Genomic DNA, 25,017 nt, shown 5'->3' with positions numbered 1-25,017 from the left:
CCTGGCTGAACGCCGTCGGGGTCGACCAACAGAGGGTGGCTCACTCACAGACGCTCCTCGGAGTGGTCGGGCAATACTGTCAGGATCACCAACCTATGTCGCGGCTACGTCGCGCTGCGGTGTGCGCGCGGGCACGTCGAGCCGTTCAGCACGGCCCGCAGTGGCCAGGCGGATCGTGGCCAGCTGGGGACGTCCTGGCGGAAGCCGCCGGATCGTGAGCGTCCCGTCGTCGGCGCGCTCAAGAGCGGCGCATGCCGCCTCGTGCATCCGCTCGAGATCACCGCCGTCCGGGCGCGAGGGGCCGCCGTCATCGAGGAGTTGTACCGTCACGTGCCGCAAGCGCGCGTCCCGCGCGGCCGCCAGCACGTCGTCACTGGCCAGGACGCCTCCGCGCAGCACATCGCGGATGGTGGCTTCCGCCAGTAGGCATTCCCGCTGGTGCTGGTCCGTCAGCGGGGTGTCCGCACTCAGGATCTCCAGCAGGTCACCAGCCGCCAACGTCACGCGGGCCACCCGCTCCTCGCGCGCACCGGCTGCGGCGTCAGCCCAGGCCCTGCTGCTGACGAGCTCAAGGTGCGCCTGCTCAACCTGGGCGATCGATCTCATGGTGCGGCGCAGCACACTCGAGAACACGGTGAACACCACCAGCAGCACGGCATGGTGCACGACGAACTCGACCCCTTGGATGAGTGGGCGCCCGGCCTGGGCCACCCACCCGAACACCAACAGCACGTGAAGAGCGAAGCCAATCCACGCAGCGAGCACGCGGCCGCGCAGCACCAGCACGATCAGCAGCAGCGTGCTGGCGAACCAGTTCCACGAGGCCCAGCCGGGCCAGCCGGAGGCGGGCAGGTTCCAGGAGGCGAGCGAGAGCCCGACGACGATGAGGACCACGGCATAGGCGGCAGCGCGCGGATAGCGCGAGGAGCGGGTGGGCAGCAACAGCAGCACCGCCCCCGCTGTGGCGAGGATCAGCGCCGCTACCGCAGCAACCGGGGAACGGACGGCGTTCAGCGTGGCGAGGGTGTTGACCGTGTTGCTGAGGGTGAAGAGCGCGAGGATCACCCGCCCCGGCCACTCGTCGAGCCGGAAGAACCCGGCCAGGGTCCGCCCACTCATCGGCTCTGCGTCCAGGTGAGGGTGACCACGGTTCCGCGCCCGGGCCGGGAGTGCACTTGCGCACGGCCTCCGGTCAGGCTCGCCATCCTGTCCACGATGCTCGCCCGCAGTCCCAGCCGCGACGGCGGAACGTGCGCCGGCTCGAATCCTCGCCCGTCATCAGCCACGGTGATACGAACGGATCCGTGATCGATGCGCATCGCGATCTCCCGGCGCGCTTGGCCGGCGTGGCGCATGCTGTTGCGCGCCGCCTCGCCCGCCGCCTCCACGAGCGCGGTGGCTACATCGGCCGGCACCGCCGCTGTGGCAACAGCAGTTTCGGCACTGTCGACCGTCACGACCACTCCGTCGGGGACAACCGATCGCAGTCGCGCCACCATCTCCGGCCCGGAGATCGGTGCGGCTTCGGCCGCGGGATCGAGCACGTCAAGGGCCGCCCGTGCCGCGCTGCGGATCTGCTCGCGCGCCTCGGGCCCAGCCCGGCCGGCCGCGAGCAGGACTGACAGGACGCGGTCGTGAACGAGTGCGTCCAGCCGTGCCCGGTGCCAGGCGGTGCTCCGTGCCGCCGCCTCGGATCTGGCGGCATCTCGTGCCTGCGCCGCGGCGTCGTCCAGCGCCCCACCGGCACCCAGTGTCACCCGGATCAGCAGCGTGAGGATCCCCGCCAGCATGGCCAGGAACAGGCCGTCCTGCACGGCGACCGGCCATTCCAGCCCGGGTGAGGCCAGCTGACGCAACAGCGTGGTGGCGACCACGACGCCGCCGTAGTACGCCCAGGCCAGGCGGGCGGACAGGATCGCCGCAGCGGCCGACGTCGGGATAGAGGAGATCTGCCATGTCCACGGAGCACCCTCGCCGGGCATCGTGGGAACCACCATCAGGGGAACCCACGCCAGCAACGCGAAGGCGTAGACACAGCAGTAGCCCACGAGAACCACTCGCGCCCACCGCATCAGGCCCGCGGGTCCACCGATCCACCTGCCGAGGAAGGCGAGCGCACCGGCCAGCACTGGGAGGGCACTGCACAGGACGTACAACAGCGGCCCCCACCCGGGGGTGAGCAGCCCGAACTGGCTCTGGGCGAGCGCGAGCCACACGACCGTGTACGCAGCAGCAGCCACCCCTACTGCGACCACGACGAGGCGTTCGATCCGGGCGCGTGCGCCGGACTCGGTCATCCGCCGTCCTGGATGAGACGGTCTTCGACGGCCCGGTGGTACAGGTCCACGCGGCTCTCAGCCCGACGGCCCACATCGGCGTACTTGGTGCGAATCCGGCTGATGTAGTTCGCCACGGTCGCGGCGGTGAGTCCGGTGACGCGTGCCACGCTCTTCGCCTGCTCCCCGGAGGCATACAGAGCGAGGATCTCGCGCTCACGGGGGCTCAGGCGAGCGTCGGGGAGGTCAGGGTCGGCGTCGAGGGCAGCGGCCCACTCCAGCGACGTCACCGTCTCCCCGCGCAGGGCCGCCTGCACCGCCTCTCGTACCTCGTGCTCGGGCAGCGACTTGCGGACGATCCCGAGCACGTCGCTGCGGGCCGCCTCGCGCACAAGTGCGGCATTGTCGGCGCCCGTGAGCACGAGCACGTTCAGCTCAGCGGCGCGGAGGGCAGCCACATTCGCGGCCACACGAGAGCCGTCGGCAAGGTTCAGATCGAGTACAGCGAGGTCCAGGTGACGCTCGAGCTGCAGGAGTTCGGCGACTGCCGGCGCCCAGACGGAGGCTACGCCGTCGGCTTCCAGGGAGCCCTGCAGCCCTAGCGCGACCAGGGGATGATCCTCAACGAGTCCGATCGTCTTGCGTTCTACCACCACCACACCCTCCTGCCGCCTGTGGTGAGAAAGTACACCTACCGGCGGACGCCCCTCGGCCCTACGTTGAAGTCTCAACCAGTGACCTCGACGCGAGCGCGAGAGACCGGCCACCCACCATGCAGTTGACTGAAGAACCCAGGATCAGCACTGAACCACGAGCGGCGTCCTTTGTATGCGACCTGCTCACCCGCTCCTACCGGGAGGTGTGGCTGCCCTACTGCAAACGGCACCGGCAGGGGCTGAGCCAGGCGGCTGTTGCGACGGTGCTGAGCAAGCACCTGTGGGAGACGGGCCAGGCCTCCGAACTCGACATCGCGCTCCCACGGCGGCTCAAGGACAGGGTTTCGCGGGCACTCTCCGGGCGGTCGTTGCCGCCGACGATGCTGCAGCTGATCATCGAGGCGTTCGGGATCAGTGACGCCGAAGCACGTACCGCGTGGAGCCTGCTGCTGGATGAGGACCCCGACCCGTCCGTAGCCCTCCCGCCCGCTGTGCCCCTGACCGGGAGGGTCTCGCCCCGTTCCGCGGCGGCCTACCAGACGGTATCCGCGCATGACTTCCACCGGCTCGGTCCGGACGGGCGTCCTGTGGAGCACCGCACGGTGCAGGTGATCCGCGCCCACGCACCCGTGGCGAACCTGCAGTGCCGCTTCGACGGCGATGTGACCGCGGTGCAGGTACTGCGCGGGGGCAGTGCCGCCGACATGACCCCGAGCGGTATACCAGACCTGCACGCCGTCGACATCACACTGACCGAGCCACTCCAACCTGGCGAGACGGCGTCCCTGGAGTACCAGGTGCTGTTCGCCCACGAGCACCCGCCCAAGCCGCTCGTGCGGCGCGTCAGCCGGAACGAAGCGAAGAACGTCACCGTTCATGTGGCCTTCCATCCTCGCTGCCGGCCGCGCCGGTTGGAGTGGTGCCGATGGTCCGCCGATCGACTAGGGTCCGGTCCGCTCTCGGCTGAGCCGGTCACGCCCAACGCCGACGGCGAAGCTCACCGCTATCTCGGTGCGATATCAGGCGAGGGGGTGGGGTTCCGGTGGGAGTGGTGAGGCCCCTAGAGGCCTGACGGCAGTTCCTCCTGGGCGATCCTGACTGTCCCACCCTCGACCTGCTCGGCGAGGACGTCGACGTACTGGTGAGCCATCTCGAGCAGCCGCGCCTCCCAGTCGTCACGACCGTCGGATGCACCGAGCTGACGGCTCAGCCCCACCTGATAGACGTCACGGTTGTAGAAACAGGACACGACCTGCTCTTGGAGGTCACATGAGCTCGACTCCGGCTGAGGCTGCCCGTACGGAATCTGGTAGTGGGGCGACTCCAGCCTCACCAGTTCGGGGATGTCGCCGGCGAGGAACTCGTTGAAGAGATTGCAGTCGCCGTCGCTCATCTCGAGCCCTGCCACGCCCGACCCCTCCGGTAGGTAGTACACGGTCGAGGAGTTCAGGTAGTCGGTGCGGTCGCATGTGCCACCGGCTTCGCGCAGGTGGAACGAGAGCCCCAGGTCCTCGGCCGTCACCAGCGCGAGGTCGCCGAGAGTAATGGGGACGCCAGGACCGTGCGGGTAGTACATGTCCACGCCCGACGACGGCAGGTACCCCTGCTCGGATTCAGTCACGACGGTGAGCAGCTCTTGTGCCATCGCGGTCAGCTGGTCGTACTGCTCCTGCTGATCTCCTTCGAGGGGAGCGGAGGCGAATGTCGCCCACGTCTGATCCCTCACCTGGCACAGGGCCGCCGTGTCGCTGCTGAGGCACTCGACCGGCTCAACCTCATCCGCGTCGACCAGGAAGGAGTCCTCGTCGATCGCCTGGAACGAGACCTCGACGAGCCCAGGGATGCCCGGCTCCCGCTCCAGCAGTGCCCAGCTGCCCACGTGGTTGGTGGGGTCGCACTCCGGGAGCTGGCCGAGCAGATCCTGCTGCCCGTCCCGGACGTAGTAGGCGTACTCGGTGCCGGCGAACTCGTCCACGTGGAACGGGTTCACATTCGGGCAATCGACTCCAACTGCTTCCATCGACTGCGCGGTGATCAGCTGGTAGTCGCCGAGGCTCACCGCGTATCCGGGACCGGTCTGGTACAGCGGGTCCAGCACCGTATCCGCGGGCTCAGTCCGGGGCTCCGGTTGTGAGCCGTCGCCAGCGTCCGCAGCGCCATCGGCCGGGCCGCCGCTGTCCGCGCTCGCATCGGACCCGGCACCAGAATCAGCGGGCGTCTGCGAACCTCCGGCAGTGCCCGGGGCGGTGCACCCGGCAAGCAGGGCGACGATGGCGCCCGCAACGATCAGCGAACGGGCCTCGATGAATGAGCCCACGGTCATCTCCTCGCGAGTCATGGATTCAGCAGAGTGATCGAATGGTCGGCGTCACCATTGGAGACCAGCATCAGGTGCCGATCCAACGGCACGAGCATGCCCTGCGCCTCCGACGGCAGGCGCCACTGTTCGGATCCGTCCAGGATGGAGAAGGCCCGGATCGTGCCGTCGTCATCGTCGACCACCACCCGGGCCCCATCGCTCATCGGGAGCCCCCGGAGCCCGCTGTCCAAGGTCACCGACCACAGCCGCGTCCCCTCCGGGGTATATGCGCGCAGAGCGAAGGCCGCGTTCGCGTCCGCAATCACCAGCACGATCACCTCCGGCGACACGACTACGGGAATCACCGGGCCATACTCGCTGCTTGCCTCTTCCGGCCAGACATCGGTGATTGTCGCGAGCGGCACGGTACTCCCACGCTGGTACACCGACAGCGTGGCCTGGTCGAGCACGGTGAAGGTATCCCAGTTCGGAACCAGTGCCACCGCGGTCCCCCACAGCCTGGGCTCGGTTCCCCAGGTGAGCGCGGACGTCGCCCGACCCGGGAGTACGGTCACCTCGCCGTCCACACTGACCCAACTGCTGGCACTCTCGCCGATCTCGAGCACGGTGCCGTCGTCGAACCTGCAGCAGGTGGTGCCACCAGCGGCAACGAGTTGGCCAGTCTCGAGGTCGAACTCCCACGGGTCACCAGCCGGCAAGCCCCACGGCTGGTCGATCGGATAGGACACAACGAGAGTCCCGGCGTCCTCGACGAGAGTCGGTGGGAGCCAGTCCGGGTTCTGCACGGTCAGGCGCTGCTCCCACACCTGCGTGCCGTCGTCCCGCAGGCGCAGCACCGGGGATCCTTCCTCTCGGTCTCCCAGCAGCGCCACACCGTCCTCGAGCGGATAGATCGCATCGACAGCGACCGGTGAGGGGAACCGGGCGCGCTCGGAGCCGTCACCATCGAGAACGAGTATCTCTTCGCCGGCGGGCCCCACCACGCACGCAATGCGGTCGTTGCCCACCACACATGCGATGGTCCGGTCCTCCTCCACCTGCCAGAGAACTTCTCCCGTGATGCTGATGGCAGCAATGCTCGCGCTCTCTTCTCCGCTGCCGGCGACCACCACCATCGTGTCCTCACCAAGAGATGCAGGCACCCCCTGGAGCCACCCCTCATCTGAGGCGGTGAGTTCAGACGCCGTCAGCGTCCACGCCTCGGTCGGTTGCTCGGGATAGGCACGCAACGGCGGCTCCGATGCCGACGGCCCACCGAGGAGCCGCGGCAGCACCAGGGCGATGACCAGGCCGCCCACGAGAACTGGCACGGCGACCGCGAGGAGCACCACCCATCCGCGGCGCCGCGGTGCAACCGCGGGAGCCTGGGGGAATGCGGAACCGGGCCCAGGGATCTGCGGCGGCCCAGGTTGATGCTCCGGTGTTGCCATGCCCTCGTCCGCCGTTCCTCGCGTCTACCTGGTTACGGTCCGAGACTGCCGTCCCTATGTCGCTGCTACGTCGCACGCTGACGCGCACGCGATTGCACGGCTGTCCCCGCGCGGTGTGCGGCATCGCCCACGGGCCGAAGAATTGACCCCTACTCGGGTTTCACCCTGAGTTTCAGACCCCCGCACGCCGCTCGCACTCGCGCACCCGATTTCACGGGTCAATCTTTCGGCCCCTGAAGGGGTTCGACCCTGAGTTTCGGACCCACGAAAGCGGGGTCGGGGCGGGCTAGTCACCGGGCGGGCTAGTCACCGGGCGGGCCGACACCGCAGCCACCCGTCCCCGGCGGCCCAGCCACGCCACACCCATCCCCGACGGCGCGCCTCACCCCCGGCGCGCCCGTACAGCGGCCGCGAGCTGCTCCAGCACGCCTTCGGTCACCTCCCAGGACATACAGGCATCCGTGACCGACTGGCCGTAGGTCAGGCCCGACGGCGCCGGCTCCTGCTTTCCCGCGACGAGGAAGCTCTCGAGCATCACCCCGGCCTCTGTGCGCTCACCCGCAGCAACCGCGCCCGCGATCTCCGCCGCCACCTGTGCCTGACGCACGTGGTCCTTGCCGGAGTTGCCATGACTGGCGTCGACCACCACACCGGAGCGCCCGACACGCCCCAACCGCTCGGCGGCATCGCGCACATGCTCCACCCCGTAGTTCGGTCCCCGGCGCCCGCCACGCAGGATCACGTGCGAGTCCGGGTTGCCCGCGGTCTCCACGAGCGCCGCCCTCGCCTCGGAGTCAACGCCCAGGAACGCCTGCGGCGAGGCGGCGGCCACGCACGCGTCCACGGCCACCTGGAGGTCGCCGTCGGAGGAGTTCTTGAAACCCACCGGCATGGACAGCCCAGAGGCCAGTTGGCGGTGCACCTGCGACTCGACCGTGCGAGCGCCGATCGCACCGTAGCTGACAGTGTCGGCGATGTACTGCGGCGAGGTCGTCTCGAGGAACTCACACCCCGCCGGCACACCCTCGGCGAGCACGTCGAGCAGCACTTGCCGGGCCAGGCGCAGCCCGCGCGGGATGTCGTAACTGCCGTCGAGGCCCGGATCGTTGATGAGTCCCTTCCACCCGGTGGTGGTACGCGGCTTCTCGAAGTAGACGCGCATGACGAGGAGCAGGTCGTCGGCGTACCTCTCAGCAGCGCTGGCCAGCCGCCCGGCGTACTCGATCGCCGCGACCGGGTCGTGCACGCTGCACGGGCCCACCAGCACCAGCAGCCGGTCGTCGTCGCCCCGGAGCACGTCGGCGGTCTCGGCACGGGCGCGTGCCACCAGATCGGCGGACGTATCCGGCAAGGGCAGCTCGGCGAGCACCTCACCGGGTGTGGGCAGCGGGTCCATCCGTAGCACCCGCAGATCGTGGGTGCGTTCAGCGGCAGTCGTGGTCATCCTCAGGTCCTCGTCTCGTGTGATGAGGGCGGACCCGCCGAAGATGCCCGGAGCGCCCGCCTGAAATGGCGAAGGCGCGGACCTCGTGGTCCACGCCTTGGTCGGCTCCGGTCGCGCGCGTCAGCAGGATGCGGCGGCCGGAGCCGACGCAAACCAATACCAACGAACCGAATGCATACCGGGAGCGTAGCAGGTGCCTGACGCTGTCACGTCGAGGCAGAGGGTGATCACCGCTCGCCTCTGAGTTCGCGCAGGATCTCCTCTGAAGACACCTCGACGCGACGTGGGCGGAGGTCCCTCAGCGATGTCACAGGACGCCGAGCGGCCCGCGGTCGGTCAGGGCTGCTTGAAGACATCGTGGTCGCCAACTCGCCGCCACCGGCATCGCAGCTCGCCGCCGACTGTGACCAGCTCGAAAGTCGCACGGCCGTCCGGACTGGCGAAGGACCAAGGCATCTCAAGTACGCCCGGTGCCGACTGCACCGACTTCACGCGGAGCCCGGCTGGCCATGGTGCTGAGGGATCCTCGATGTGAGCGTCGCAAGCAGGCGCGAACTTCTCCCGGACCACCTTCTTGAACGTCTGGGCGTGTTCCCGCTTGAGCCTGCGGTAGTCGCTGTCGAAGGCCGGCGTCGTCTCGAACTTCACTCGCGGTCGAGGTCAAGGTGATCGAGGAAGCCCTCAGTCGACTCATGCACCGCCACACGCCCTGCCGCCACGTGCTCGTCGACCTCGCGCTCACGCTCCTGCCAACGATCAGTCCAGAACCATCGCTGGTCGGCTGGCACGGGAAGCGCAGCCCGCAATTCGATCACACCGTCGGCGCGCTCGACCATCTCAAGTTGCGCGCCCGGCTCATCCAGGTGCAGGCGCCGGCGGACGTCGGCGGGCAGCGCGATCGTGCCCCGGCCCTGGATTCCGAGGTAGCGATGACTGGTGAGCGTACTCATAACTCCAAGCCTACGACGACAACCGCAGCGCAGCATTGCTGCATTGCTGCTATACGGCTATGAGCTATTGCGGCCGCAGGACCCAGCCGGGGCGCCGCACACATCAGTCCCGCCGGCCCGGTACCTCCCGCTGCTCCGGCCCGGAGTACTCACTCAGCGGCCGGATCAACGCGTTGGATTCCAGTTGCTCCATCACGTGGGCGGCCCATCCGGTCACTCTCGAGGCGACGAACAACGGGGTGAACATCTGGGTGTCGAATCCCATCAGGTGATAGGCCGGGCCAGCCGGGTAATCCAGGTTCGGCAGGATGTCCTTGCGCGCGGTCATGGCCTGCTCGAGCGCGGTGTACAGCTCGCCGAGGTCCTGCTGCTCGTAGTGATCCACCAGGTTGTCCAGTACGGCCTTCATGGTCGGCACCCGGGAATCGCCGTGCTTGTACACCCGGTGCCCGAAGCCCATGATCTTGCGCTTGGCCGCGAGCGCCTCGTCCAGCCATGCTTCCGCCCGATCCGCAGTGCCGATCTCGGCGAACGTGGCCATCACAGCTTCGTTCGCGCCCCCATGAAGCGGCCCTTTCAGCGCCCCGATCGCACCGGTGACGGCCGAATACAGGTCCGAGAGCGTCGAGGCGATCACCCGTGCGGTGAAGGTGGAGGCGTTGAAGGAGTGCTCGGCGTACAGGATCATCGAGACGTTGAAACCCTGCTCGACCACCGGCTCCGGCTCAGCCCCGAAGGTCATCCACAGGAAGTTGGCCGCATACCCCAGATCGTCGCGCGGTTCGATGATCTTCTGGTCGCGGCGGCGGCGCTGGTCGTAGGCGACGATCGAGGGCAGCTGCGCGAACAGGTACATCGCCCGGCCCTGGTTGAGCGTCCGGTCAGTGAGCCCATCGGGTTGGCCCAGCGTGTCGTCGAAGGTGCCCAGCTGGCTGACGGCGGTACGCACCACATCCATCGGGTGCGCCGTGGCGGGCAGGGAGTCGATCAGTTCCCTGGTGCGCGGGTCGAGCGGCCGCAGCGACCGTTCCAGCCGTTGCGCTTGGGCGAGCTCGTCCGTCGTCGGGAGTTCGCCGTGGATGAGTAGGTGGGCGACCTGCTCGAAGGAGCATCTCGCCGCCAGCTCCTGCACCGGGTAGCCCCGGTAGAGCAGCGAGTTGGTGTCCGGGTTGACCTTCGAGATCGCGGTGGTGTCGACCACCACGCCTGCGAGCCCTTTGTGGATGTCCGTCATGGGTCCTCCTCGACCGCGTACTCCTCAGCGACCGCGGTACACGGTCGCGTCGAACTCCTCGTATCCGCTGTAGTCGACCAACTCGTACAGTCGCGAGCGGGTCTGCATACGTTCGACCAGCTCGGCCTGGGTGCCGGCGGCCGCAATCTGGTCCAGTCCGTCCTCCACCGCACCCATCGCCAACCGCAGCAACGTCACCGGGTAGATGACGATCTGCACCCCGGCATCGGCAAGCTGGGACGTGGTGAACAGCTCGGACTTGCCGAACTCGGTCATATTCGCCAGCACCGGCACGTCCACGGCACTGGCGATGGCCTCGAACTCGCGCAGGTCACGCATGGCCTCGGGGAAGATGGCGTCCGCCCCCGCGTCCACCAAGGCCTTCGCCCGCTCGACGGCGGCCCTCACCCCCTCCAGTGCCCTCACGTCCGTACGGGCCATCAGCAGGAATGCGGAGTCTCGCCGGGCATCGGCGGCGGCAGTGATCCGCTGGGTCGCGGTGGCCAGGTCGACGACGGACTTGCCATCCAGGTGACCGCAGCGCTTCGGGTTGACCTGGTCCTCGATGTGGCAGCCGGCCAGGCCGGCGTCCTCTAGGGTCTGGACCGTGCGGGCGAGATTGAGCACCTCTCCGAAACCGGTGTCGGCGTCCACCAGGGTAGGCAGATCGGTCATCCGGGCGACCTGCCCGGCACGGGTGGCCACCTCCGGCAGCGTGGTGAGCCCGATATCGGGCAGACCCAGGTCGGCGGCGATCACCGCTCCGGAGACGTAGACGCCCTCGAAGCCCTTCTCTGCGATCAACCGCGCCGAGAGCGGGTTCATCGCCCCAGGGAAGCGCAGCAACTGACCGCTGGCCAGGGATTCGCGCAGGTGCGCCCGCTTGGCCGCCGGGGTGAGCGTGGAATACAGCACCTAGAACAGCCCCTTGGGGTTGCGCACTGTGCCGAGCAACCCGGATCTGGCAGCCACCGTCAGTCCCACGACCTCCTCGGGGGTCAGTTCCGGCAGGCGCTGGACCAACTCGAGAAACCGGGCGGACTCGGCTGGTTCCAGCACGCCGTCGGACAACGTGCGGAACTTCTCGATGTACTGGGCGCGCGCGAACGGCCGGGCGCCCAGCGGGTGGGCGTCGGCCATGGCGATCTCTTCGGTGAGCCTACGCCCGTCGGTCAGGGTGATCTCCATCCGGCCCCCGAATGCCTTCTCGGCCGGATCCTCGCTGTGATAGCGGCGGGTCCACTCGGGATCTTCGGCGGTGGTGATCTTGCGCCAGAGCTCCACCGTGCCCGGCCGGGCGGCACGTTCGGGTGCGTAGGAGCGCTCGTGGTGCCAGTCGCCGTCCTGCAAGGCCACGGCCACGATGTACGGGATCGAGTGGTCGAGGGTCTCGCGGGTGGCGCGCGGGTCGTACTTCTGTGGGTCGTTCGCGCCGGAGCCGATCACGTAGTGGGTGTGGTGACTGGTGTGGATGACGATGCTCTCGACGTTCGCCGGGTCGGTCAGCTCGGGATGGGTGCGGTGCAGGCGGCGAGCGAGATCGATGAGCGCCTGCGACTGGTACTCGGCCGAATGCTCCTTGGTGTAGGTGCGCAGGATCCCCGTCTTCGCCTCGCCCGGAGCGGGCAGGTTCACCTGGTAGCTCGCGTCCGGGCCGTCCAGCAGCCAGGCGATCACCCCGTCCTCGCCTTCGTAGATCGGCACCGGAGAGGACTGGCCGCGCATCGCCCGATCGACCGCCTCGACAGCGACTTTCCCGGCGAAGGCGGGCGCGTACGCCTTCCACGTGGAGATCTCGCCCTTGCGCGACTGCCGCGTGGCGGTGGTGGTGTGCAGTGCCTGCCCGATCGCGTGGAAGATGGTGGTGGTCTCCAGCCCGAGCAGGGTGCCGATGCCGGCAGCGGCACTGGGACCGAGATGGGCGATGTGGTCGATCTTGTGCTTGTGCAGACTGATGGCGGTGACCAGGTCGACCTGCAGCTGGTAGCCGGTGGCGATCCCGCGCACGAGGGCGGCTCCGTCGGCACCGGTGTGCTGGGCGACGGCGAGGATCGGGGGGATGTTGTCGCCCGGGTGGGAGTAGTCGGCCGCCAGGTAGGTGTCGTGGAAGTCGAGCTCACGGACCGCCACGCCGTTCGCCCAGGCTGCCCATTCGGGGCTGACGCGCAGCTCGGAGCTGCGGCCGAAGACGCAGGCACCTGGATGGTAGGGATGCGCGAGGGCCTGACCGCGGGCGGCCACGACCGGTTCACGCAGCAGCGAGGCGGCGGCCACCGCGGCGTTGTCGATGATGCGGTTGATCACCATATCCACCACCTCGCCGGGAAGGTCAGCGGGGTCGGTCGCAACCTCGGCAAGCTTCCAGGCGAGCTGCTCGGTGCGAGGCAGGTTCGCTGAGCTGGGGTGAACCCGCACCTCGTGGGTGATCGGCATCGATGGTCCCTTTCCGACAGTGGGTTCGGCCTGGCGAGGCTGACCGGTCCCGCGGATCTGGCCCGACTGGTTGCTCTGCGGGGACTGGTGCACTCGCCTCCTGCAATGTATCCACATCGCGTCGATCTGCGCGCGGTGATGGGCGGCGGCGGGAGCTGCGAGTTGCCCGCTGTGGTCCGTGCGAGCGGACTCACACGGGCCACAGCCGGCAACTCGCCGGAGGAGGTCTCGCCCGGGCTTACGCTGATGCCATGCGTTCTCCGCTCGCCCGTACCTCGATCGTGGCGTTCGTCGTTGCGGCCGCCACCGCCCTGATTCTCCCGGCAGCCCCGGCGTCGGCACACAGTGCACTCATCTCCTCCGACCCGGAAGACGGGGCGGTGCTCGACACACCGCCCACCGAGGTGGTCCTGACCTTCAACGAGGACATCCTGGAGATGGGCACCAGCATCGAGGTGACCGGCCCGGACGGTGCGGAGGCGGGAGAGGGCGATCCCGTGCTGAACGGCCCTGAGGTGACGCAACCGCTCGCAGCGGACCTGGCTGCCGGCGAGTACACGATGATCTGGCGCGTGGTCTCCGCCGACGGTCACCCGATCGACGGCGAGCTGACCTTCACGGCCACGGCCGGCACCGGGGAGGAGCCCGCTGAAGGTGGGGCCGGCGAGTCCGAGCCGGAGAACACCGCCGATGCCGAGGAGGCCGCGGCCACCGACGACGAGCCGACGAACGAGACAGCGCCCACGGGCGCCGACTCCGATCCGTCGGGCGAACAGCCCGCCGCGGACGACGACGCAGGTGAGGATGCCGCCGACAACGACGCGGCAGGCGAAGCAGACGACGGCCCCGGGGCAGGTCGGATCGCCTTGTTCGTCGTGGCGGCTCTCGCCGTGATCGGTGGCGTGGCTGCGCTCCTGGTGCGTTTCCGGCGGCAGGCGTGATCCCGCGTGAGCCGATCGGGCAGGTTGGTCAGTGGCCACCGCCCGACTGGGAGCGCCGGTTCCGGGCGCAGCGTTTCGGGTTACCGGAGTGGGCGCAGCTCGACCCCGATCGGGCGGTCGTGGTCGCCAGCGTCGGGGGCACACTGGAAGTGCACTCATGGACGCCGTCGACCGGGCGGCTGGTGCGTGCGACAGAGCGCCCGAACGGCACCACCGATGCCACCATCGACCCTTCCGGCCGGTGGATCTGGTGGTTCGACGATTCCGACGGTGACGAGTTCGGCCGGTGGCGGCGGCAGCGCTTCGACTCCACCCCCACCCGGCACGCCGAGCGGCCGATCCCCCTGCCGACCGGCTACGACGCGGGACTGCTGCTCGCCGAGGATGGGACCGTCGTCATCGGCCGCAGTGGCGACTTCGGGACCCAGATCCACACGCTCTACGTAGGGCCAGTGGCAGCCGGCACCGAACCGCGCCTGCTGTACGCCCACGCCGAGTCGGCGGAGGCGGCAGCGCTCAGCCGGGACGGGAACCTCGTCGCGATCGAACACTCCGAGCGGGGCGACTCCAGGCACCCGGCGCTACGGGTGCTGCGGGTGGACACCGGCACCACAGCCGGCGAATTGGACGACGGACCAGGGCACGGCCTGACGGCGCTCGGATTCGCCCCGATCGCCGGGGACACCCGGCTGCTGGTGCGGCACGAGCGCACCGACCTGGGGCGGCTGCTGCTGTGGGACGTCGCCACCAGTGCGGTGCGGCCGATCGACCTCGGCCTGTCCGGCGAAGTGGCGGACGCGCACTGGTACCCGGACGGACGCGGACTGCTCGTGGCCATGGACCACGAGGCCAGGACGCTCACCTACCGCTACGACCTGGTGGACGGGACCGTGCGGCAGGTGGGGGCCGCCGTCGGGACGGTCTCGGCTGCCACGGCACGACCTGACGGTGAGGTGTGGCTCGCCCGATCCTCCGCCGCCGAGCCGCGCGATGTGATCGTCGCATCAACGGGTGCGAGCCTGGTGGACCTGGGAGCGAACCGCGTCCCGGGTTCGGTACCGGTGGAGGACGTCTGGGCCGAGGGCCCCGGTGGTCTGGTGCACGCACTGCTGCGGCGCCCGGAAGGCATCGAGGAGCCGTATCCGGTGGTGGTGGAGGTGCACGGCGGGCCCACGTGGCACGAGTCGGACTCCTTCAGCCCGTACGCGGCCGCGTGGGTGGATCACGGGTTCGCGGTGCTGAGCGTGAACTACCGGGGGTCGACCGGGTACGGCAACACCTGGCGGGACGCCCTGGAGGGGCGAGTCGGGCACACCGAGCTGGCGGACATCGCCGCCGTGCACGAGGCACTGGTGAAGGCCGGAGTGGTGGACGCCGGGCGATCGGTGCTTGCCGGGGCCTCCTGGGGCGGGTACCTGACGCTGCTGGGACTGGGCACACAGCCGGACCGGTGGGCTCTGGGCGTAGCGGGCGTGCCGGTGGCCGACTACGTGGCCGCCTATGAGGACGAGATGGACGCGCTGCAGGCGTTCGACCGGTCGCTGTTCGGCGGCTCCCCGGCCGATGTGCCGCAGGCGTACTCCGACGCCTCGCCGATCTCCTATGTGGGCCAGGTGCGCGCGCCGGTGCTGATCCTCGCAGGCACGAACGACCCGCGCTGCCCCTATCGGCAGATCGAGAACTACGTGACGATGCTGCGCTCCCACGGCGGCGAGGTGGAGACCTACACCTACGACGCCGGGCACGGGTCGGTGGTCGATGACGAACGGGTGCGGCAGATGCGGGCCGAGCTGGAGTTCGTGCTCGGCCGGCTGTGACAGGCCGGGGTGCTCGCCGCCGTGTGGTCAGTCGATGACGCGGATGTCGCAGCGAGCGGCGCCGGAACGGGCGATGCGGGCGTCGGCAGTGACCAGGGTGCAGGCGTGTGATTCCGCGGCGGCAACGTAGGCGGCGTCACACGCGCTCAGCGATGAGCGCAGCTCCCACATGCGCGGCAGGAGCGGGGCCGTGGGGGTAGCGCCGACGACCATTCGGGCAAGGGTCTCGGCGGCACGTTCGGCGTGGGCATCGTCCAGCCTCTTACCGAGCCACAGTCCGCGGATCGCACTGAACACCTCGGTGTGCCAGTGCTCCGGCACGATCCATGCCGGGTCTGCCGCTAGCACCGTCCGGGCCGACGCAGCCCTCGAGTCGGCGGTTGGGTCGGTGAACAGGAGCGTAGCGGCCGAGGCATCCGGAACGATCATCCGGCGTCACCCGAGCGCTCGGACCGTGCCGTGTCCAGCGCAGCGAGCACGTCCTCACCCGTGACCCCTGTGCCGGTGGTCCACGAATCCAGCTCGGCAATGATGGCGCGGTTCCGGGTGTAGTTGGCCTCTCGGACCACCATGCTGAGCAGGAAACCCTGGAGCGACTGCCCCGACTCGCGGGCTCGCTCGACCAGTGCATCACGTACGTCGTCGGGGACGTCCCGAATCTGCATCGCAACCATGCATGCATTCTACATGCGGGGGTCGAGTGGAGTGGCGATGGGGCGGGAGTGCCGATGGGAATCAGCGCAGCCGCAGCCAGGCCGTGGTGGCGCCCGGGAGGCGACCGTCCGCCGTCAGGGGGCTGCTGGTGAGCAGCACCTCACCCGCCGGAAGCTCGACGGCGGAGGTTCCGAAGTTCGTGACGCTCACCCAGCCGTTGGGCCGGGTGAACGCCAGCACCTGCTCGTCCCCAGTCTCCAGCCACTCCAGGGTCTCCTCCGTCTGCAGCTGCCGGCGCAGCGCGAGCGCCTCGCGGTACATCGTCAACGTCGAGCCCGGCACCCCATCCTGAGCCTGCACCGAGTACCGTCCGAACCACTCCGGCTGCGGCAGATCGGGCTCGACGGACCCGAAGCCGAACGAGACTCCCTCCGTGGCCCACGGCAGCGGCACGCGGCAGCCGTCACGGCCGATCTCGGCGCCCCCGGTGCGGAAGAACGTCGGGTCCTGGCGCTGGTCGGCGGGGATGTCGGCCACCTCGTGCAGTCCGAGTTCCTCCCCCTGGTACAGGTAGGCCGAACCCGGCAACGCGAGCTCCAGCAGCGTCGCTGCCCGTGCTCGCCGCAGGCCCAGCTCGGCATCCAGCACCGGCTCGGTGCCACCGCTGAGCAACCAAGCGGACCCGGCCTTGCGCTCGTCCCCGTTCCGGGGAGGCAACCCGTACCGGGTGGCGTGACGGACGACGTCGTGGTTGGAGAAGACCCATGTGGTCGACGAACCCGACTCGGTGGCCAGCTCCAGGTTGAACGTGATGATCTCCCGGAACTGCGCGGCGTCGAAGTCCGCCTCGAGCAGGTCGAAGTTGAAGGCCTGCCCGAGCCCGTGCTCGCTCGCGTACCGCCAACGCCGATCCGCAGGCACCCATGCTTCGGCGACTGCGATACGGGGCGGGTCGTAGGAGTTGAAGACCTCGCGCCACTCGGCGTAGATCTCGTGCACCTCGTCCCGGTCCCACATCGGGTGGGTACCGTCTTGGGGCATCGCATCGAGTGCCTTCTGGCTGGGCAGGTCGAGCGGGAGATCTTTGGCCAGGCCGTGCGCGACGTCCACCCGGAAGCCGTCCACCCCGCGGTCGGACCAGAACCGCAGCGTGTGCAGGAAGTCCGCCCGGACGTCGGGGTTGTCCCAGTTCAGGTCCGGCTGCTCCTTGGCGAAGAAGTGGTGGTACCACTGCCCGTCGGCCACCTGATGCCAGGCGGGTCCGCCGAAGGTGGAACCCCAGTCCGAGGGCGGCTCTGCGCCGTCGGGGCCCTTGCCGTCACGAAAGATGTACCTGTCCCGCTCGGGCGAGCCCTTCGGGGTCGCGAGGGCAGCCTGGAACCACTCGTGCCGGTCCGAGGTGTGGTTCGGCACGAGGTCCACGATCAGCCGGATCCCGGCGCGGTGGAGGGCTACGACCATCTCGTCGAAGTCGGCCAACGTCCCCAGCTTGGGGTCGACGTCGCGGTAGTCGTCGACGTCGTAGCCACCGTCGGCCAGGGCCGAGGGGTAGAACGGGCTGAGCCAGACGGCGTCGATCCCCAGGGCGCTGAGATAGTCGACCTTCTCAGTCACCCCACGCAGATCACCCAGCCCGCTGCCGTCGGAATCGGCGAACGCACGTGGGTAGATCTGGTAAACGGCGGCCTGCCGCCACCATGTGGGGTCGGAAGCGAGAACCTCGGCGCGGGGTTCGCTGGCCAGGGAGTGAGGCATGGGGTGTAGCTCTTCTTTCTGGTTGTCTCGTCGAGCTGGGGAAGGGCCGCGTACACGGGGGCCCGTGAGCGGCTGCTGGCAACTATTTGATCGCACCCTGGGTCACGCCGGACATGACCCACCGCTGTGTGAACAGGTACACCACGATCGCAGGGGCCATGGACATCATGTAAGAGGCGAACGCCACGTTGTAATTGTTGCTGAACTGCGTCTGGAAGATGCTCTGCAGCACCGGGAGCGTCTGCCACGCCGGGTCGGACGTGATCAGCGACGGCATCATGAAGTCGTTCCAGGAATGCAGAAAGGCGAGGATTCCGACGGTCGCGCTCATCGGTGCCAGGAGGGGGAAGACGAGCCTCCAGAATGCCTGGCGAGTCGTGGCGCCGTCCAGCCGGGCGCTCTCCTCCAGCTCCTCCGGGATCGACCTGAGAAAGGCCGTGAACAGCAGGGTACTGAACGAGAGTTGGAACATCACGTGCAGCAGCGCCACGCCAGCAGGGTTGTCGAGACCGACCAGGCCGGTGAGCTTGACCTGGGAGAGCGCCAGCACCGGGAACGGCAGGAACATCGCACCCAGCAGGTAGAAGAAGGAGTACCGGAACAGGCGGCGTTCCCAGTTGCGGGAGATCGCATAGGAGGCCATCGCGCTCAACACGATGACGCCGCCCACGGTGACCGTGGACACGAACAGCGAGACCACGAAGCCCCGTGGAAAGTTGGTCATCACCCAGGCCTCGGCCACCCCGGCGACACTGACGGGATCGGGCAGCGAGAACGCGTTCCCGTCGACGGCCTGGGCAGTCGACTTCAGAGCCATCGAGACCGTCACCAGCAGTGGTACGAGCACGGCGAGCGACGCCACCGCGAGAATGATGGTGACGGGAATGTTGGCGCGATCACGTCGATCGGCGCGCGCCGCAGGGCGGCCGGCGCTCGTTGGCACGGCGCTCGTTGAGACAGTGTTCGTTGACATCAGACCGACACCTTTCCGCGGGTCAGACGTAGCTGGAGCATCGCCAGCGCGACGGCGATGAGGAAGAAGATGACGGCGTTGGCCATCTGGTAGGCGTAGTCACCACCGGTGAAGCCCGAGAAGATGGTCATGGCCACGCTGCGCGTGGCCGTGCCCGGTCCACCGTCGGTCAGACCGACGATGATGTCGTAGGCGTTCAAGTAGTTCTTGAATCCCAGCACCATGTTGATCAGCACATAGCCGGCCACGAGCGGAAGCGTGATGGATACCAGCTGTCGTGCCGGTGAGGCACCGTCCAGTGAAGCCGCCTCGTACACCTCCCCCGGTATCGCGACGATCCCCGCGATATAGATGAGCATCGTGGCCGGGATCGCCTGCCATGCGGTCACGAACACGATCGCCGTCCATGCCAGGTCCGGATTGGCGAGGATGCTCTGCGAGAGCAGGTCCGATCCGAGCGCGGCACCGAGCCGGGGCAGGGAGTTGGAGAAGAGGAAGTTGAAGACGAACGCGATGATGATTCCGGACACCACCATCGGCATCACGAAGACCGTGCGCAGGGCCGTCTTGGCGCGGATCTTCGATGTGAGGCCGATCGCCAGCAAGAAGGCGGCCGCGTTCACCACGAGCACGGTGACCAGCGAGAATCCGATCGTGAACGCGTAGGACCCGAGGATCGCCGGGTCGGAGAACATCGCGATGTAGTTGATGAAGCCGACGAACTCGAACTCGCCGAAGCCGATGGAGTCGGTGAAACTGTAGAAGATCCCCATCACCGCCGGCAGGCTGATGACGAGGGTGAACAGCACCAGCGACGGGATCAAGAACAGGTAGAAGGTGGTGTCCACACGGCTACGCCGGGGTGGAACGGACGCTGAGTCAGCAGCCGCGACCTTGCGACTGGTGAGTGAGGTTGCCATGGCAGTCCTCTCGGGATAGTCAGGAGCGGAAGGCGAGCCGGGCCCAGTCGGCATCGAGCGTGCGCAGGATCTGGTCGGGCTCCGAACCAGTCACCAGCGCCTGGGCGTAGTTGTGCACGGGTATCGACTGCGGGATGAGCTGGGTGGCGCCGAGATAGAACGCGGCGTCGTCGTAGAACGGCTGCAGCTCCTGGAGTGTCGGGTTCGACACGTCGGGCGCGTCGGTGGTGACGCCGAAGCCGTTGGCGAACTCGTTGTAGGCGTTGATGACCTCCGGCCGCATCAGGTAGGTCAGCAGCTCACGAGCCTCATCCTGGTGAGAGGACATCTCGGGGATCCACAGTGCGAGGTCGACATTGACCCGCACGCGCAGGTCGTCGGCACTGTCGGTCATCGGCAGCGGGAACGCACCGACGTCGATCGCTTCGTTCGACTTGGCGATCTCGGTCAGTGCCCACGGCCCCTGCAGGTACATGGCCGCCTGGCCGCCCGCGAAAGCCAGATTGCCGTCCCCATAGCCGCGACTGGTGGCGTCGTCGTTGGAGTAAGCGGCCAAGGTGAGCATCCGCTGGACGGGCTCGGCGAAGTCTCTCTGGAACGAGACGGGCGAGTCCGGGCCGACGTCGCTACCCTGCTGGCGAAGCCGGGTGAAGAAGTCGGTGACGTCGACCATGCCCCCGACGCTGTAGTCGAACAGGCCCTGACCCACGGTCCAGGGATCGGCGAAGGTGGAGTAGATCGGCGTGATGCCGGCGTCGGCCAGTGTGTCGCAGACCTCGATCAGTTCCGGCCAGGTGGTCGGGACGTCGAGATCGTGCTGGGCGAAGATCTCCCGGTTGTAGAGCACCGCGGCCATCATCAGCGAGTACGGCAGCACGCTCGTGCGACCCGGATAGTTCGCAGTGAGCTCGATCAGTGGCTGCAGATCGGGGTTGATCCGCTGGGCCGCCGGCAGGTCACTCAGGTCGGTGAGCGCACCCCGGTCGACGAACCGTGCGACTTCGAAGTTGTAGTTCAGGCACCCGAGGTCCGGCGGTGAGCTCCGCACGAATCCGCCGGAGAGGTTCGAGGTCGAGTCGTGGCTCACGCGGACCTCGGGACGGTCGGTGCTGAACTGCTCGACGAGGTCATTGAAGTAGCCGATGACCTCAGGTTTGGACTGGTAGAAGGTGATCTCGTCGGCTCCTGGTCCTGCGGTGCATCCGCTCAGAGCGAGCCCCGCACCGGCGAGCCCGGCACCGGCCAGGAACGCTCTCCTGGTGGGGTCCGGTGGCGCCGATGACTGTGAGGTAAGCACGTCATTGTCTCCCTAGGACGGCATCGAGCCTGGTTCGCCCGATGTTGATTCTCGCACTAAATCTACTGGCAAGATTTAATGCATGAATCATGGCGGCGATCTCCGTTAGAGTCAAGGGGTGACCTCGAGCGCCGTCGTGACCTCTCCGCAGGACCTGCGGCGCAGCAACGCGGCCACAGTGCTGAGGACCGTCTGGGACGGCGCCCCGTTCACTGCCAGTGACGTCATCGCAACGACCGGCCTGACCCGGTCGACCGTGCTGGGAATGTGCGACGAACTGGTGCAGCGCGGGTGGATCACCGAACTCGAGGACGCCCGATCCGCCGGCACCTACCAGAAGGGGCGCCCTGCGCGCCGCTACGCGTTCGCAGCTGAGGCCGGGTACGTCGTCGGTGTGGACGCCGGGTGGCACCGCATCGCCGCGACGGTCGCCGATCTCGGCGGCACCCCACGCGGCGCGGCCGAGGCCAGCCTGGGCGAGGCGGACACCGATCCGGCGCTGCGCCGTGAGACTGTGCTGGCAGTACTCGACCGGGCGCTGACGGACGCCGGGGTCGCGCGCGAGGAGGTACTGGCGATCGTCGCCGGTGTCCCTGCACCCACCGACGCTGCCGGCACCTCTCCCCGCGGCCACGAGTTCTGGGAGCGGATGAATCCCGCGCTCGCCGACGCACTCTCCGAGCAGGCACCCATCGTGGAGGTCGAGAACGACGCCAACCTCGCCGCAGTCGCCGAAGGTGCCGTCGGCGGAGGCACAGACCTGCAGTCTTTCGGGGTGCTGCTCTCCGGTGAGCGGTTCGGATCCGGCCTGATCGTCGACGGCAAATTGCTACGGGGCCGGTCCGGAGGCGCGGGTGAGCTTCGCCTGCTCGACCTCGTCACTGGTGTCGGGGGACCGGAAGGCCTGGGCTACGCAGCCCGGGAGATGGCGCACGAGGCGATGGCGAACAAGACCGTCCCGCCCGGCTCAGCTCTGCTGCGCGCTGGCACGGCCGGCCCGGACGCCGAGCATGTGTTCGCCGCCGCCCTCAATGGCGACCCGCTCGCCACTGACATCGTGGCCCAGCTGGCCGACCGTCTGGCCCGCGTGTGCGCGGTGATAGCGACGATGCTGGACCTGGAGCGGATCATCGTCGCGGGCGCCATCGCACCCGCGGCCGAGCCGGTCGTCGCCCAGGCCACGGAACTACTGCGGGAGTACACCCATCCGCCGCACCCCACGATCACCGCTTCCACGCTCGGGGCAGACGTCGTACGCACGGGTGCGCTGCAGCGAGCAGTCGCGCTCGTGCGCGCCGACCCGCTCGGGCTGCCGGCACGTCAGACGCGTCAGCGCCGAGCCTAGGCGCACCGGCAATCAGGTCACTTCCGCCGCACCAGGGCGCGGGTGGTGATCAGCAGACCGAGCGCCGTCCAGAGCGCCAGGACCAGCAGATCTCGGCCGTCCGCTGCGAAGACGTCGGACGCAATCCCTGCCCGCATCAGATCCGCAGCGGGCTGGATAGGCAGGATCGCATGCACCGCCTGGAACCAGTCCGGTAGCTGACTGGCCGGGAAAGTGATCGGCGAGAACAGCAAGACGAGGAACACCAGCACCTGCGAGAGGAGTTGAGCCAGCATCGCCGGCAACGTCACAGCGATCGCGTATCCCACACTGGTCGCCATCGTCGTCACCAACAACGAGGCGAGGATGAGCAACGGCCAGTCGAAGGAGAAGGTCACGTCGTAGCGCAACCACGCGACGACGAGGCCGATCGCTACCCCGGGCAGCGCAATGAGCGTCCACACCACGAGGTCGACCAGCAGCAACAGCGGCCGCGACACGGGCAAAGCACGCTGATAGTCCAACGCACCCGAAGCCCTGGCGCGGGAGACACCCTGCGGAACGATGACCAGACCGATGGTCAGCAGCAGAATCGTCGGCGTACCGGAGGACAGGACGAGGGCACTATCCGCAGTGATGCCGGGGATCAGGAACCCGAACCCGATCACGACCCCGGCGGCCAGCATGGCCTGGACGATGACGATGAGCGGCAGCATCGCACCGATCGACGCCAGCGACCAGCGCATCAGGGTACGAAAGCTGGTCCACAAGCTCACCTGGACCGGGGCGATCGGCTCGACGGGCGGGCCGGGGAACGCCGTTGGCGTGGCGGTGGACTCAGACATGGCTTGCCTCCTCGCTGGTTGGGGCGGCCTGGGGGGTAGTGGTGGCCACGCCGGGCGCGTCGGACACAGGGACAGATGGCTCGGTGAGTGCCAGGTAGGCGTCCTCGAGCCTCGCCGGTGCGAGCGAGAAGCCTTCGATCCGGCCCTCCGCATGGTGGGCCGTAGCCCACGAAACGGCAGCTGCTGCCTCGCTCGCTGCGACGGTCAGCAGTGTGCGCCGTCCGGTTCGCACGCGACGCAGTACCGGCAGGCCCAGGCCCTCCTCCGATGGGTCCACACCCTCAGGCGGCAGCTGCAGCTCCAGGCGCAGGTCGCTGTCCTGGGTTCCCCGCAGACGTGCCGGTGATCCGTCGGCGACGAGACGGCCACGATCGAGAATGACCAGCTCGTCCACAATCCGCTCGGCCTCGGCCACGTTGTGAGTGACGAGCAGGACTCCGCTCCCCAGATCCCCGCGGCGGCGCACGGCGTCCCAGAGCAAGCGGCGTCGGGACGCGTCGATGTCATTGGTGGGCTCATCCAGGATGAGCAGCGGCGTGGGTGCTGCCACAGCCATAGCGAAACCCGTCAACCGCCGGATCCCACCCGAGAGGCCACCACCCTCGGGCAGGGCGCGCTGGTCCAGCCAGGGGCCGATATCGAGTTCCGCGGCCAGATCGACGGCAACCGCACGGGCATCGCGCGATGAGAGCCCGCGCAGGCGCGCGGCGATCTCGATCGCCGCGCGTGGGGTGAGTCCGTCGATGGGCGCGTGCGCCTGCGGCTGAAGGGCCACGTGCCGACGTGCTGAGCCCGGATTGCGCACGGCGTCGGCGCTTCCCACCCGGATCTCGCCGGCGTCGGGCTTCAGCAGACCGACAACCTGGGAAACCAGCGTGGTCTTTCCCGCCCCGTTGTGACCCAACAGCCCCACGACTTCCCCGGCACGGACGCGGAGTGAGATGTCGTCGTTGGCGACGACGCGTCCATAGCGCCGGGTCAGGCCAGTGATGCGGAGAACATCGGCACTCGCGTCAGTTCGGATACCGTCGGTATGCATATACTGACGGTATCCGGATACTGGCAGTACGTCAAGCGACTCGAATCGCTCTACTCTGGAGGCATGAGTGAGCTTCCGGACCCTCTCTCCCGCCGGGATCGACAGCAACAGACGCGCGAGGCGCTGATCTTCGCGGCGCGCAGCGTGTTCGCCGAGGATGGTTATCACGCCGCGAGCCTGGATCGGATCGCGCGCGAAGCCGGCTTCTCCAAGGGCGCCGTGTACTCGAACTTCGACGGGAAGTCCGCCTTGTTCCTTGCCGTCATGGATCGGAATCTCGAGCTTGCGGAAGCCGACCGGACAGATCCGTTCGAGCAGACGACCAACCCTGCCTCTACTGGGCACGACGTAGCGGAGCGAGAGGGCTACCCGCCAGCGGCAACACAGGGGTTCGCGCTGGCTACGCTGGAGTTCATCGCCAGCGCAGCCCGAGACGAGACGATCGCGCCACAGTTGCATCAGCGCCTCGTGGCAGTCCTCGACTACTACAACGCGATCGCCCAGAAGGCTCGCGCCGAGCACGAGACGCTTGCTGTCTCGGATGTCGGCAAGCTACTGGCCGCGCTGGATCAAGGCGCCGGCCTGATCCAGCTCGCCGGCGACGTCGCGCCCGACCCCGAGCTATTCAACGTCGGAATGCGCCGCTTGCTCGATCCGGCGCGATCCGTGACCGAGAAGGAATCGAACACGTGAGACCGCAGCGGCACCG

24 protein-coding genes are annotated in these 25,017 nt (G+C 68.3%); 5 read left to right on the top strand and 19 right to left on the bottom strand.

Translation table 11 applies throughout. From position 1 onward, the window contains the following. Nucleotides 1-93: 93 nt before the first annotated feature. The 3 genes from IM660_RS03225 to IM660_RS03215 are packed head-to-tail and all read right to left on the bottom strand — an operon-like array spanning nt 94 to nt 2,929. Nucleotides 94-1,119, bottom strand: coding sequence for a hypothetical protein (locus IM660_RS03225; RefSeq protein ID WP_193497992.1), 1,026 nt, complete (start codon nt 1,117-1,119; stop codon nt 94-96). After that, complete coding sequence (locus tag IM660_RS03220; protein WP_193497991.1) at nt 1,116-2,297, bottom strand: sensor histidine kinase; 1,182 nt, start codon at nt 2,295-2,297, stop codon at nt 1,116-1,118. The genes IM660_RS03225 and IM660_RS03220 overlap by 4 nt, the downstream gene beginning before the upstream one ends. Beyond that, nucleotides 2,294-2,929: a response regulator transcription factor gene (locus tag IM660_RS03215; RefSeq protein WP_246465106.1), complete on the bottom strand. Its 636-nt coding sequence runs from the start codon at nt 2,927-2,929 to the stop codon at nt 2,294-2,296. The genes IM660_RS03220 and IM660_RS03215 overlap by 4 nt, the downstream gene beginning before the upstream one ends. A 125-nt stretch (nt 2,930-3,054) precedes the next feature. Between IM660_RS03215 and IM660_RS03210 the strand changes: the two genes are divergently transcribed. After that, nucleotides 3,055-3,987, top strand: coding sequence for a hypothetical protein (locus tag IM660_RS03210; protein ID WP_193497989.1), 933 nt, complete (start codon nt 3,055-3,057; stop codon nt 3,985-3,987). 5 nt (nt 3,988-3,992) lie between these two features. Here the strand turns inward: IM660_RS03210 and IM660_RS03205 are convergent, their stop codons facing one another. The 8 genes from IM660_RS03205 to IM660_RS03170 form a co-directional block, all read right to left on the bottom strand. Continuing rightward, complete coding sequence (locus tag IM660_RS03205) at nt 3,993-5,270, bottom strand: hypothetical protein (RefSeq protein WP_193497988.1); 1,278 nt, start codon at nt 5,268-5,270, stop codon at nt 3,993-3,995. After that, nucleotides 5,267-6,682, bottom strand: coding sequence for an outer membrane protein assembly factor BamB family protein (locus IM660_RS03200; RefSeq protein WP_193497987.1), 1,416 nt, complete (start codon nt 6,680-6,682; stop codon nt 5,267-5,269). Before IM660_RS03200 ends, IM660_RS03205 begins: the two co-directional genes overlap by 4 nt. 382 nt (nt 6,683-7,064) lie before the next feature. Continuing rightward, nucleotides 7,065-8,126: a 3-deoxy-7-phosphoheptulonate synthase gene (locus tag IM660_RS03195; RefSeq protein WP_193497986.1), complete on the bottom strand. Its 1,062-nt coding sequence runs from the start codon at nt 8,124-8,126 to the stop codon at nt 7,065-7,067. A gap of 336 nt (nt 8,127-8,462) precedes the next feature. Continuing rightward, on the bottom strand, nt 8,463-8,774 hold the full coding sequence (locus IM660_RS03190; protein WP_193497985.1) for a hypothetical protein: 312 nt from the start codon (nt 8,772-8,774) through the stop codon (nt 8,463-8,465). Further along, on the bottom strand, nt 8,771-9,076 hold the full coding sequence (locus IM660_RS03185; protein ID WP_193497984.1) for an AbrB/MazE/SpoVT family DNA-binding domain-containing protein: 306 nt from the start codon (nt 9,074-9,076) through the stop codon (nt 8,771-8,773). Before IM660_RS03185 ends, IM660_RS03190 begins: the two co-directional genes overlap by 4 nt. Nucleotides 9,077-9,179: 103 nt before the next feature. Beyond that, nucleotides 9,180-10,310 carry a bifunctional 2-methylcitrate synthase/citrate synthase gene (locus IM660_RS03180; protein ID WP_193497983.1) on the bottom strand — a complete coding sequence of 377 codons (1,131 nt, stop codon included), beginning with the start codon at nt 10,308-10,310 and terminating at the stop codon, nt 9,180-9,182. A 24-nt stretch (nt 10,311-10,334) separates the two neighbouring features. Further along, the gene (gene prpB / locus IM660_RS03175) at nt 10,335-11,225 is read right to left on the bottom strand and encodes a methylisocitrate lyase (protein WP_193497982.1); all 891 of its coding nucleotides are present in this window, start codon (nt 11,223-11,225) and stop codon (nt 10,335-10,337) included. Further along, nucleotides 11,226-12,743, bottom strand: coding sequence for an MmgE/PrpD family protein (locus IM660_RS03170; RefSeq protein WP_193497981.1), 1,518 nt, complete (start codon nt 12,741-12,743; stop codon nt 11,226-11,228). It lies immediately after the preceding gene. 251 nt (nt 12,744-12,994) lie between these two features. Here IM660_RS03170 and IM660_RS03165 point away from each other — a divergent pair, with 251 nt between their 5' ends. Together IM660_RS03165 and IM660_RS03160 are read left to right on the top strand one after the other, a co-directional pair. Then, entirely contained in the window at nt 12,995-13,684 is a 690-nt protein-coding gene (locus tag IM660_RS03165; protein ID WP_193497980.1) for a copper resistance CopC family protein, read from the top strand. Beyond that, nucleotides 13,681-15,501, top strand: a complete 1,821-nt coding sequence (locus IM660_RS03160; protein WP_210769067.1) for a S9 family peptidase — start codon at nt 13,681-13,683, stop codon at nt 15,499-15,501. Before IM660_RS03165 ends, IM660_RS03160 begins: the two co-directional genes overlap by 4 nt. Before the next feature lie 27 nt (nt 15,502-15,528). Here IM660_RS03160 and IM660_RS03155 read toward each other — a convergent pair whose 3' ends face one another. The 6 genes from IM660_RS03155 to IM660_RS03130 form a co-directional block, all read right to left on the bottom strand. Next, entirely contained in the window at nt 15,529-15,930 is a 402-nt protein-coding gene (locus IM660_RS03155; protein ID WP_193497979.1) for a type II toxin-antitoxin system VapC family toxin, read from the bottom strand. Continuing rightward, nucleotides 15,927-16,175, bottom strand: a complete 249-nt coding sequence (locus IM660_RS03150) for a hypothetical protein (protein WP_193497978.1) — start codon at nt 16,173-16,175, stop codon at nt 15,927-15,929. Before IM660_RS03150 ends, IM660_RS03155 begins: the two co-directional genes overlap by 4 nt. Before the next feature lie 61 nt (nt 16,176-16,236). Continuing rightward, nucleotides 16,237-17,910, bottom strand: coding sequence for a glycoside hydrolase family 13 protein (locus IM660_RS03145; RefSeq protein WP_193497977.1), 1,674 nt, complete (start codon nt 17,908-17,910; stop codon nt 16,237-16,239). 82 nt (nt 17,911-17,992) lie between these two features. Next, complete coding sequence (locus tag IM660_RS03140) at nt 17,993-18,883, bottom strand: carbohydrate ABC transporter permease (protein ID WP_193497976.1); 891 nt, start codon at nt 18,881-18,883, stop codon at nt 17,993-17,995. After that, nucleotides 18,883-19,803, bottom strand: coding sequence for a carbohydrate ABC transporter permease (locus tag IM660_RS03135; protein WP_193497975.1), 921 nt, complete (start codon nt 19,801-19,803; stop codon nt 18,883-18,885). Before IM660_RS03135 ends, IM660_RS03140 begins: the two co-directional genes overlap by 1 nt. Before the next feature lie 19 nt (nt 19,804-19,822). Then, on the bottom strand, nt 19,823-21,100 hold the full coding sequence (locus IM660_RS03130) for an ABC transporter substrate-binding protein (RefSeq protein WP_193497974.1): 1,278 nt from the start codon (nt 21,098-21,100) through the stop codon (nt 19,823-19,825). Between the two features lie 118 nt (nt 21,101-21,218). On the opposite strand from IM660_RS03130, the gene IM660_RS03125 reads away from it, so the two are divergent. Continuing rightward, nucleotides 21,219-22,445 (top strand): ROK family transcriptional regulator, encoded by a 1,227-nt coding sequence (locus IM660_RS03125; protein ID WP_193497973.1) that lies wholly within the window; start codon nt 21,219-21,221, stop codon nt 22,443-22,445. A 17-nt stretch (nt 22,446-22,462) separates the two neighbouring features. On the opposite strand, the gene IM660_RS03120 is transcribed toward IM660_RS03125, so the two are convergent. Together IM660_RS03120 and IM660_RS03115 are read right to left on the bottom strand one after the other, a co-directional pair. Further along, nucleotides 22,463-23,269, bottom strand: a complete 807-nt coding sequence (locus IM660_RS03120; protein ID WP_193497972.1) for an ABC transporter permease — start codon at nt 23,267-23,269, stop codon at nt 22,463-22,465. Beyond that, nucleotides 23,262-24,308 carry an ABC transporter ATP-binding protein gene (locus IM660_RS03115; protein WP_193497971.1) on the bottom strand — a complete coding sequence of 349 codons (1,047 nt, stop codon included), beginning with the start codon at nt 24,306-24,308 and terminating at the stop codon, nt 23,262-23,264. Before IM660_RS03115 ends, IM660_RS03120 begins: the two co-directional genes overlap by 8 nt. A gap of 63 nt (nt 24,309-24,371) precedes the next feature. Between IM660_RS03115 and IM660_RS03110 the strand changes: the two genes are divergently transcribed. Continuing rightward, the gene (locus IM660_RS03110; protein ID WP_193497970.1) at nt 24,372-25,001 is read left to right on the top strand and encodes a TetR/AcrR family transcriptional regulator; all 630 of its coding nucleotides are present in this window, start codon (nt 24,372-24,374) and stop codon (nt 24,999-25,001) included. Nucleotides 25,002-25,017: the final 16 nt, after the last annotated feature.

Source organism: Ruania alkalisoli, assembly GCF_014960965.1.
GTDB classification, from domain to species: domain Bacteria; phylum Actinomycetota; class Actinomycetes; order Actinomycetales; family Beutenbergiaceae; genus Ruania; species Ruania alkalisoli.
The sequence above is the reverse complement of the archived record's forward strand: the minus strand, read 5'-3'. Positions and strand labels throughout refer to the sequence as shown.

What these genes read in the sequence shown, in the direction of transcription:
- IM660_RS03225 (WP_193497992.1), bottom strand. Translation starts at nt 1,119, where the DNA reads ATGAGTGGGCGGACCCTGGCCGGGTTCTTCCGGCTCGACGAGTGGCCG.
- IM660_RS03220 (WP_193497991.1), bottom strand. Translation starts at nt 2,297, where the DNA reads ATGACCGAGTCCGGCGCACGCGCCCGGATCGAACGCCTCGTCGTGGTC.
- IM660_RS03205 (WP_193497988.1), bottom strand. Translation starts at nt 5,270, where the DNA reads ATGACTCGCGAGGAGATGACCGTGGGCTCATTCATCGAGGCCCGTTCG.
- IM660_RS03200 (WP_193497987.1), bottom strand. Translation starts at nt 6,682, where the DNA reads ATGGCAACACCGGAGCATCAACCTGGGCCGCCGCAGATCCCTGGGCCC.
- IM660_RS03195 (WP_193497986.1), bottom strand. Translation starts at nt 8,126, where the DNA reads ATGACCACGACTGCCGCTGAACGCACCCACGATCTGCGGGTGCTACGG.
- IM660_RS03185 (WP_193497984.1), bottom strand. Translation starts at nt 9,076, where the DNA reads ATGAGTACGCTCACCAGTCATCGCTACCTCGGAATCCAGGGCCGGGGC.
- IM660_RS03180 (WP_193497983.1), bottom strand. Translation starts at nt 10,310, where the DNA reads ATGACGGACATCCACAAAGGGCTCGCAGGCGTGGTGGTCGACACCACC.
- IM660_RS03170 (WP_193497981.1), bottom strand. Translation starts at nt 12,743, where the DNA reads ATGCCGATCACCCACGAGGTGCGGGTTCACCCCAGCTCAGCGAACCTG.
- IM660_RS03165 (WP_193497980.1), top strand. Translation starts at nt 12,995, where the DNA reads ATGCGTTCTCCGCTCGCCCGTACCTCGATCGTGGCGTTCGTCGTTGCG.
- IM660_RS03155 (WP_193497979.1), bottom strand. Translation starts at nt 15,930, where the DNA reads ATGATCGTTCCGGATGCCTCGGCCGCTACGCTCCTGTTCACCGACCCA.
- IM660_RS03150 (WP_193497978.1), bottom strand. Translation starts at nt 16,175, where the DNA reads ATGGTTGCGATGCAGATTCGGGACGTCCCCGACGACGTACGTGATGCA.
- IM660_RS03145 (WP_193497977.1), bottom strand. Translation starts at nt 17,910, where the DNA reads ATGCCTCACTCCCTGGCCAGCGAACCCCGCGCCGAGGTTCTCGCTTCC.
- IM660_RS03140 (WP_193497976.1), bottom strand. Translation starts at nt 18,883, where the DNA reads ATGTCAACGAACACTGTCTCAACGAGCGCCGTGCCAACGAGCGCCGGC.
- IM660_RS03135 (WP_193497975.1), bottom strand. Translation starts at nt 19,803, where the DNA reads ATGGCAACCTCACTCACCAGTCGCAAGGTCGCGGCTGCTGACTCAGCG.
- IM660_RS03120 (WP_193497972.1), bottom strand. Translation starts at nt 23,269, where the DNA reads ATGTCTGAGTCCACCGCCACGCCAACGGCGTTCCCCGGCCCGCCCGTC.
- IM660_RS03115 (WP_193497971.1), bottom strand. Translation starts at nt 24,308, where the DNA reads ATGCATACCGACGGTATCCGAACTGACGCGAGTGCCGATGTTCTCCGC.
- IM660_RS03110 (WP_193497970.1), top strand. Translation starts at nt 24,372, where the DNA reads ATGAGTGAGCTTCCGGACCCTCTCTCCCGCCGGGATCGACAGCAACAG.